At 63.6% G+C, this 7775-nt stretch carries 9 protein-coding genes; 3 read left to right on the top strand and 6 right to left on the bottom strand.

What is annotated here, in order from left to right; translation table 11 throughout:
• Complete coding sequence (urtE, locus tag AADZ90_RS21755) at window positions 1-696, top strand: urea ABC transporter ATP-binding subunit UrtE (RefSeq protein ID WP_367312681.1); 696 nt, start codon at window positions 1-3, stop codon at window positions 694-696.
• Here urtE and AADZ90_RS21760 read toward each other — a convergent pair.
• The 6 genes from AADZ90_RS21760 to AADZ90_RS21785 all read right to left on the bottom strand — a co-directional run bounded on the left by AADZ90_RS21760 (window position 693) and on the right by AADZ90_RS21785 (window position 6440).
• Window positions 693-1307 carry an LbetaH domain-containing protein gene (locus AADZ90_RS21760; RefSeq protein WP_367312682.1) on the bottom strand — a complete coding sequence of 205 codons (615 nt, stop codon included), beginning with the start codon at window positions 1305-1307 and terminating at the stop codon, window positions 693-695. The genes urtE and AADZ90_RS21760 overlap by 4 nt on opposite strands.
• The gene (gene phnE, locus AADZ90_RS21765; RefSeq protein WP_367312683.1) at window positions 1308-2633 is read right to left on the bottom strand and encodes a phosphonate ABC transporter, permease protein PhnE; all 1326 of its coding nucleotides are present in this window, start codon (window positions 2631-2633) and stop codon (window positions 1308-1310) included.
• Window positions 2630-3496, bottom strand: a complete 867-nt coding sequence (gene phnE / locus AADZ90_RS21770) for a phosphonate ABC transporter, permease protein PhnE (protein ID WP_367312684.1) — start codon at window positions 3494-3496, stop codon at window positions 2630-2632. Before phnE (AADZ90_RS21770) ends, phnE (AADZ90_RS21765) begins: the two co-directional genes overlap by 4 nt.
• A 50-nt stretch (window positions 3497-3546) precedes the next feature.
• Window positions 3547-4458: a phosphonate ABC transporter substrate-binding protein gene (gene phnD / locus AADZ90_RS21775; protein WP_367312685.1), complete on the bottom strand. Its 912-nt coding sequence runs from the start codon at window positions 4456-4458 to the stop codon at window positions 3547-3549.
• A gap of 61 nt (window positions 4459-4519) precedes the next feature.
• Window positions 4520-5341 carry a phosphonate ABC transporter ATP-binding protein gene (phnC, locus tag AADZ90_RS21780; protein ID WP_367312686.1) on the bottom strand — a complete coding sequence of 274 codons (822 nt, stop codon included), beginning with the start codon at window positions 5339-5341 and terminating at the stop codon, window positions 4520-4522.
• A 502-nt stretch (window positions 5342-5843) separates the two neighbouring features.
• Window positions 5844-6440 (bottom strand): TetR/AcrR family transcriptional regulator, encoded by a 597-nt coding sequence (locus AADZ90_RS21785; protein ID WP_367312687.1) that lies wholly within the window; start codon window positions 6438-6440, stop codon window positions 5844-5846.
• 101 nt (window positions 6441-6541) lie between these two features.
• Here AADZ90_RS21785 and AADZ90_RS21790 point away from each other — a divergent pair, with 101 nt between their 5' ends.
• Window positions 6542-7054 carry a hypothetical protein gene (locus AADZ90_RS21790; RefSeq protein ID WP_367312688.1) on the top strand — a complete coding sequence of 171 codons (513 nt, stop codon included), beginning with the start codon at window positions 6542-6544 and terminating at the stop codon, window positions 7052-7054.
• A 29-nt stretch (window positions 7055-7083) separates the two neighbouring features.
• Window positions 7084-7554 carry a nuclear transport factor 2 family protein gene (locus AADZ90_RS21795; protein ID WP_367312689.1) on the top strand — a complete coding sequence of 157 codons (471 nt, stop codon included), beginning with the start codon at window positions 7084-7086 and terminating at the stop codon, window positions 7552-7554.
• Window positions 7555-7775: the final 221 nt, after the last annotated feature.

The following is a 7775-nucleotide window of genomic DNA, read 5'->3' on the forward strand; positions in this document are numbered from 1 at the left end:
ATGCTTGACGTTCGCGATCTGAGCCTTCGCTACGGGCAGAGCCAGATCCTCCACGGGATCGATCTGGAGGCCCGCAAGGGCGAGATCACGGCGGTGATGGGCACCAATGGCGTGGGCAAGACCAGCCTTCTGAAGGCGATCGCCGGGCGGCATCCGTTTACGAGCGGGTCGATCCATCTGGATGGGCGCGACCTGGGCCATCCGAGTGCGGTGGCCGCCGCACGGGCCGGGATCGCCTATGTCCCGCAGGGGCGCGAGATCTTTCCGCTGTTGAGCGTGACCGAAAACCTCGAGACGGCGTTCGCCTGCCTGCCCGCGAAGGAGCGGTCGATCGACGGGCGGATTCTCGAGCTGTTTCCGGTGCTTAGGCAGATGAAGGACCGCCGGGGCGGGGATCTGTCCGGCGGGCAGCAGCAGCAGCTGGCCATCGCGCGCGCGCTGGTGACGCGTCCGAAAGTGTTGCTGCTGGACGAACCGACGGAGGGAATCCAGCCGAACATCATCCAGCAGATCGGAGATGTGATTTCCCTGCTCCGGGAGGAGGGGGAGATCAGCATCGTTCTGGTGGAGCAGTATTTCGACTTTGCCGTGCGGCTGGCGGACCGGTTCACTGTGCTGACACGCGGGGAGGTCACCCACCAGACCACGAAAGAGGCACTCGACGCGGAGGATCTGCTGGCGAAGGTGTCGCTCTAGCGCTCGTATTTTTCGAGGAAGGCGGCGGCGGGGAGGCTTCGGAAGTCTTCCAGTGCCGTGCGTAGGGCCGCGTGGTCCCAGTCCCACCAGGCGAGCGCGATCAGGCGGTCGATGATCTCGGGCGGCTGGCGGTCGCGGAGTCTGCGCGCTGGATTGCCCGCGACGATCGTGTAGGGCGCGACGTCGGCAGTGACGATGGCACCGGCTGCCACGACGGCGCCGTGGCCGATTGTGACCTCCGGCTTGATCATCGCGGCGTGGCCGATCCAGGTGTCGTGACCGATATTGGCGCGGCGGGCCTTGCGGGCGGCGAAGAAGGCTTTGTCATGGTCGGCATCCTCCCAATAGTCGCCGGAGCGGTAGAGGAAGTGGTGGAGCGACGCGGCGTGGAGCGGATGGTCGGTGGCGCCGATGCGCGCGAAGCTGGCGATACTGGCGAACTTGCCGATGGTCGCGTTTGCGAAGTCGCAGAAGCGGTCGCAATAGGAGTAGTCGCCGACTGTCACGGTGTTGAGGATCGAGCCCTTGCCGATCTCGGTATAGCGGCCGAGGGTCGTCTCGGTCAGCTGGCAGTCGGGATGGACGTGGGGGTCTTCGGAGAGCTTCGGCATCTACTCTCCGCCCGGTGATCCGTGGATGAGGCGGCGGCGCAGGATGCCCGAAAGCCAGTCCATCACGATGACCATCAGGACGACGAGGATGATGTAGTAGGATACCTCCTCCCAATCCTTTTGAGTCTGCATAGCCTGGGTGAGGAGGAGGCCGATGCCGCCGCCGGTGATGGCGCCGATAATGGTGGCCGACCGGGTATTCGATTCGAAGAAGTAGAGGACCTGGGACAGCAGGACGGGCGTGATCTGCGGGAGGACGCCGAAGCGGTAGCGCTGGAGCGGCTTGGCGCCGGTGGACTGGACGCCCTCGATCTGCTTCTGGTCGACGTTTTCGAGGGCCTCGGAGAAGATCTTGCCGAAGCTGCCCGTATCGGTGACGAGGATCGCGAGGGCGCCGGTCATCGGGCCGGGGCCGAAGGCGCGGGCGAGCACGATCGTCCAGATGAGCGCATCCACGCCGCGGACGAAGTCGAAGATGCGGCGGGTGAGGCCGCGGATCAGCAGGACCGGCGTGAAGTTGCGCGCGGCGAGGAAGGCGAGCGGCAGCGCCACGATGGCCGCGCCGAACGTGCCGAGGAAGGCCATCAGGATGGTTTCGCCGATGGCCCAGAAGACCTCTGCATGGCGCCACATGGGGTTGTTCCAGAAATCGTTCCACGCGCCTGCGAGGTTCGGGCGGTCAGGGTCGATCTGGTCGCCGAAGAGGATCTGGCCCGGGCTGGTGCCGTGGTAGGGGCTGTCGAGGGTGAACCAGAACAGCTCCCACCCGCCGAAATAGCGGAAGACCTCTGTCCGGGAGCGGGTGAGGGTGAGGCGGCCGCCCTCGGTGCGGATCGCGATGCGGGCGCTGCTGGCGTTGATCCAGTCGGGGATGTCCTCGCCCAGGTTGGTGACGATATCGCGGCCGTCGAGGCGGGCCTCGAACGTGCCCCAATCGGGGATCTCGTAAATGACGCCGTTTTCGGGGAGGAAGGTGACGACGTGGCCGTCTTCGAGGTCGATGGTGACGGTTTCGCCGTCCTCGGTCACCCAGTCGGGGCGCTGGCCGTCCGGGTATTCGCCTTTGCGCTCGCCCTCGATGGCGTATTCGACACTGCCGGAGCGGTTGTCGCGGGTGATGTGGGTCTTGTAGCTCCAGCTGTCGGAGGCGAGCAGGACGGCGTTGTCGAGGCGGGCGCGTTCGGCGAGGCCGGGGATGTCGAAAGCGAAGAAGATGTAGCTGAAGTAGACCAGCAGCGCTGTCGGGATCGAGAAGGCGATGAGGCGCTTGCGGCGGATGAGCGCCGTCGCGCGGTCGCGGATCGGGGCGTCGGCCGCGATGCTCATAGGGCGCCCCCGTGGGTCAGACGGTTGCGGAAATAGCTCGAGATCTGGTCGAAGAAGACAATGGTGCCGAAGAGCAGGATGAAGATCGCGGCGCTTTCGTCGAAGCGGCCCTGGCCCCAGGTCATCGCGTTGCGCAGCTCGTAGCCGATGCCGCCTGCGCCGACGAAGCCGAGGATGGCGGAGGCGCGGACGTTGATCTCGAGCCGCAGCAGCGCGTAGCTGAGCCAGTTGGGCGCGACCTGGGGGATGACGCCGAGCGTCATCTGCTGGCCCCAGGTGGCGCCGGTGGAGCGCAGCCCTTCGACCGGCTTGAGGGACGCGTTTTCGTTGACCTCCGAGAAGAGCTTGCCGAGGGCGCCCGCGGTGTGGATCGCAATGGCGATCATCGCAGGCACCGGGCCGCCGCCCAGGACGAAGATCAGGACGAGGGCGATCACGATTTCGGGGATCGCGCGCATGATGTCGGAGAGGCGCCGGAAGAGCGGGATGAGCGCTGCGGCGGGCGCAAAGCCGCGGGTCGAGAGCAGCGACAGGAGGATGCCTGCGGCGCCGCCGAGGAGCGTGGAGACCACGGCGATGTTGATCGTCTCGATCAGCGCGGGGAAGAAGTGGACCATGTGGCCGGGCAGTTGATCGGCCTTTTCCCACGCCTCGCCGAGGACCAGCGCGGGAAAATCGTCAAGCTGGGCGAGGCCGTCCCAGAAGCCGCCCGCATTGCGGCTGTCGGCCACCCAGAAGCCCGAGACCATCAGGAGGAGAAAGATCAGCAGCGTAAGGCCGCTATAGAGCCTGCGGCGCTGCACGAGCGCCATGTAGCTGCCGTAGCGGTCCGGCGGGGCCGGGGTGGAGGCGAGATCGGTCATGGAACGGCGAAAGGCCCCAGAGCGCGTCCGGGGCCTTTCTGGGTGCCTGATTATTCGGCTTTGGCCTTGCGGGCCTCGACGATCGAGACATAGGCCTCGTGCGTGATCGGGTCGAAGCCGAGCGTTTCACCGGCGGCGACCCCGTAGGCGCAGTCTTCGTCGCGGGCGTGCAGGCCGTCGACCAGGTCGGTCATCGTGGACTTCACGTCTTCGGGTAGCGCGGTGCGCAGGACGATCGGGCCTTCGGGGATCGGCTTGGACCGCCAGATCTCGACCAGGTCGTTCATGTCGACGAGGCCCGCATCGACGGCCTTGCGCAGGGCGCCCGAGTTATAACCGTCTTCCCATTCGCCCTGGCCGTCGGCCCAGGTCACACCGGCGTCGATGTCGCCGTTGCTGACCGCGACGATGGTCTGTTCGTGGCCGCCGGTGAAGGTGACGTCGCCGAAATAGGCGCCCGGTTCCATCGTGATATCCTCGCCTTCCTGGGGGATCTCGATAGAGGGGATCAAGTAGCCGGAGGTGGAGTTCGGGTCGCCGAAGCCGAAGACCTTGCCTTCCATGTCTTCCAGAGAGGTGACGCCAGCATCGCGGCGGGCGAAGCCGATCGAGTGATAGCCGTAGGAGCCGTCGAGGTTGATCTTGACGAGAACGGGTTCGACCGCCTCGGGATCCTGCAGATAGATCGCCGCATAGGCCGAGGCGCCGAGCCAGGCCATGTCGAGCGTGCCGCCGAGCAGGCCCTGGATCACGCCGTTATAATCCGCGGGCGCAAAGAGGCGGGTCGGAACGCCCAGCGCCTCTTCCGTATAGACGCGCAGGCATTCGTAGCTGTTGAGCCGGTCCTGGGCGTTTTCGCCGCCGAGGATGCCGATGCGGAATTCGTCGATCTCTTGCGCCTGAACCATCCCGACGGGGGCGATCATGGTGGTGGCCATGGCGAGGGTGAGCAGCTTTTTCATCTTGGTCTTTCTCCTGTTGGGCGCACCGCTGAGGTCGCGATGCCGATGAAAAACGGGGGGGTCAGACGATGGCCTTGGCCCTTTGCCGGGCGGCCTGATTGCGTCCGATGGCGTCGATGTCGGTGGAGGTCGCGTCTTCGGAGAAGTCGGCGCCCGCGCCGTAGATATCGCGGGCGACGCCGGTGGTGAGCTGTTCCGGCGTGCCGTCGAAGACGACGCGGCCGTCGCGCATCCCGATCACGCGGTCGCAATAGCGGCGCGCGGTGTCGAGGGTGTGGAGGTTGGCGATGACGAAGCGGCCATCCTCCTCGTGGATGCGGCGGAGCGCGTCCATCACGATCTGGGCGTTCATCGGGTCGAGCGAGGCGATGGGTTCGTCCGCGAGGATGATCTTCGGGTCCTGCATCAGCGCGCGGGCGATGGCGACGCGCTGTTGCTGCCCGCCCGACAGCGCCTCGGCGCGCTTGGGGGCCTGTTCGGCGATGCCGAGCCGGTCGAGGATGTCGATGGCGCGGTGGATGTCCTCGTCGGGGTAGAGGTTGAACATCGTGGCCAGCGTGGAACGTGTGTTGAGCGTGCCGTGCAGCACGTTCGAGACGACGTCCATCCGCGGGACGAGGTTGAACTGCTGGAAGATCATCGCGCAGTCCGATTGCCAGGCGCGCTTGGCGGCGCCTCTGAGCGTCGTGATCTCGCGTCCGTCGAAATGAATACTACCAGATGTTGCGTCAGCCAGCCGGTTGACCATCCGTAGGAGCGTCGACTTGCCCGCGCCTGAGGCGCCGATGACGCCGATCATGCGCGGTTCTGTCAGTTCGAAGCTGACCTTGTCGACCGCGGTTTTGCTGCCGAACGTCTTGGTGAGATCGGTGACCGAAAACATATGGAACCCTTGCCCTTCGGCGTCGGGTTAGGCCGGGCGGGATACCGTAAGATGACGGTTTGCCTAAACTTTTGTGACGGGCTGTGGGTGGCGTGCTGCGCAGAGGTGCCCTTGCCGGATAGCCTGCTTTCTTAAGCGAAGATTGACCGGGCGGACGGCGGGGTTCGGCGCCGCAACCCGGCCTGCCAAGCGAATCGCCCGTTAACGCAGCTTTTGAAGGGGGATCTGGCGTGTCGGCTTTCGGTCGGCATCGCGTCGGCTTTCTGTCGGACATTCAAACGCAACATCGCCCGGTAACGGACCGTTCTGCTGCAGCGCAGCGCAACAGGTGGCGCAGGGCTGTGGGGTCGGCCTAAGTGTTTCTTGAGGAACTATGGCAGAAGCTCCCGCGCTGGGACGGATGGTGAGGTTGGGAGGGAGGGCATCTGCGATGACCGGGGTGCGAGACATTGCTGCCGTTAGTCCAAGGTCGGCTTTCAAGCTGCCTAATGTAGTAGGCGGTTTACTTTGTGGCGTAGACCGCTGCGGCGTTGGCAGCCGCGGCTAGTTGTTCCGCTGCAGCTTTGTCCAACGGGGAATGGTCGAACATCAGTCGGTACCACATGGTGCCAAACACGATATCGCAGATCAGCTCAGGGTCCGTCTCCACCGGCAGCTCGCCTCGGCCGATGGCCTTTTCGACCAGAGACCTCACGTTTGCTCGCCTGCGCCGGACGAACACATCGCGCACCGTCTCTGCAAAATCGTCATCTTGGAGTAGCTCGGCCGCAAGTGCGCGCATCAAGGGGCGCAATGTGGTCGAAACGGCAGCGAAAGTACCAGTTAGGAGCAGGGTCAGATCACCTTTGAAACTGCCTGAGTCAGGCAGTTCGATGGCCTGACCTGCTTTATGAGCGAGCACTTCCATGAACAGAGGTGCCTTGCCCTTCCACCATCGATAGATGGTCTGCTTGGCCACTCCGGCTTCCGCCGCGATCCGCTCTATGGTCGCCGCGGCATAGCCTTCGCACTCAAGAACGGTGAATGCCGCCCGCAAAATGGCGCCGTGGGTCTTGGTATCCCGGGGGCGACCACGGGTTGCCGATGGCTGTTCTATCATATGTCACTCTTTTCAGAATTTAATAAACGCAACGTTGCGTATTTACAAGTCATGCGAGTCACCCATATACGAGACGTAGCGTTGCGAAATAAGAGGGCGACATGAACAGACTGACCACAGCACTGGCAGCCACCGCACTTTCGGTAACCGCAGCCATCGCACAGGAGACAGAAATGAACTTTGAGATTTCGGGCGGCTACGCCTTTGGAGAGACCCACGATATCATCGACATGGAACAATCAGTCATTGCACGCGCGGGCCATTTGACCGGATCCTGGCAATTCAGGTTCGAGGACGAAGCCGGCTCAAGCGGCAACGCGCACCTGGATGCTGCAACCCTGTTCCGCCTAACGCCAACCGGCCCGAATCTCAGCGGCATAATGCGCTTCCACATGCACGAAATCGACGGAAGCGCGCCCGGAACCGGATGGCTCTACTTGTCTTACGACGCCACCCAGTTGCAGTTCGAAGGCTCTAGCACACGATTTGTCGTGGAAGGCACCTTCGTGGGCGGGACCGGTCGGTTCGAGGGGGCCACAGGCACACTTCGGGTCACCTCCATCAACGGATTCGATACGGGCGAGGGTCAGCTGATCCTCGCGGAAAACGACTAATCACCACTCAAATCGAAAGGAACTGAACCATGCTCCGCAATACACTTGCAGCCGCAGCCATCGCCACCCTCACCACCGCCGCGCAGGCCCAGGACATCTTCCGCACACAGATTTCGCCCGACGGAAATCCGATAGACGCGGCCACCGTGCACGGATGGGTAGAAGCGTATTTCGAAGGCACCCGCAGCATGGATGCGGCCCAATGGGCGTCTGCCTTCGCTCCGGATGCCGTGCTGGATGACCCGGTCGGCTTTCCAGTCAAAGACACCCCAGAGGCTATCCTTGCGCAGGGTGAGGGGTTCGTGAGCGCCTTCCAGCAGATAGGCCTCTACGAGAGCTTCGTTCACGTGGTCGGAAACGAAGCGGTCGCCAAATGGCAGGGGCGAGGCACCACGCTGGATGGGGTAGAGATCACCTTCGACGGGATCAACCACTTCACTTTCAATGAAGAGGGCCAAATCACCCTCCTGCGTGGGTTCTTCGCCCCTCCCGGACAATAACGCACAGTCGAAAGCAAAAGGGCGGTCCCGAACGGAGCCGCCTTTCCTCGCGTTTACAATCAACAGCCCCCGATACCAGTCATTCGCTGCAACCTGACCAAAGAGCAAGGATCGGCGTATTTCGTTGAAGAACTCGTCCTTGATCGATGCGTAAGTCGCTGATTCAATTCTTTCCATAGGGAGGAATTGGGGATGATGGGACCAAAGCAGGAAGCGCAGGC

It is taken from the genome of Aestuariibius violaceus (assembly GCF_040779325.2).
Lineage (GTDB): Bacteria > Pseudomonadota > Alphaproteobacteria > Rhodobacterales > Rhodobacteraceae > Aestuariibius > Aestuariibius violaceus.

Excerpts from the sequence above, each read along its gene's own strand:
- phnD (WP_367312685.1), bottom strand. The coding sequence starts at position 4,458 with ATGAAAAAGCTGCTCACCCTCGCCATGGCCACCACCATGATCGCCCCC.
- phnC (WP_367312686.1), bottom strand. The coding sequence starts at position 5,341 with ATGTTTTCGGTCACCGATCTCACCAAGACGTTCGGCAGCAAAACCGCG.
- urtE (WP_367312681.1), top strand. The coding sequence starts at position 1 with ATGCTTGACGTTCGCGATCTGAGCCTTCGCTACGGGCAGAGCCAGATC.
- AADZ90_RS21785 (WP_367312687.1), bottom strand. The coding sequence starts at position 6,440 with ATGATAGAACAGCCATCGGCAACCCGTGGTCGCCCCCGGGATACCAAG.
- AADZ90_RS21790 (WP_367312688.1), top strand. The coding sequence starts at position 6,542 with ATGAACAGACTGACCACAGCACTGGCAGCCACCGCACTTTCGGTAACC.
- AADZ90_RS21795 (WP_367312689.1), top strand. The coding sequence starts at position 7,084 with ATGCTCCGCAATACACTTGCAGCCGCAGCCATCGCCACCCTCACCACC.
- phnE (WP_367312683.1), bottom strand. The coding sequence starts at position 2,633 with ATGAGCATCGCGGCCGACGCCCCGATCCGCGACCGCGCGACGGCGCTC.
- AADZ90_RS21760 (WP_367312682.1), bottom strand. The coding sequence starts at position 1,307 with ATGCCGAAGCTCTCCGAAGACCCCCACGTCCATCCCGACTGCCAGCTG.
- phnE (WP_367312684.1), bottom strand. The coding sequence starts at position 3,496 with ATGACCGATCTCGCCTCCACCCCGGCCCCGCCGGACCGCTACGGCAGC.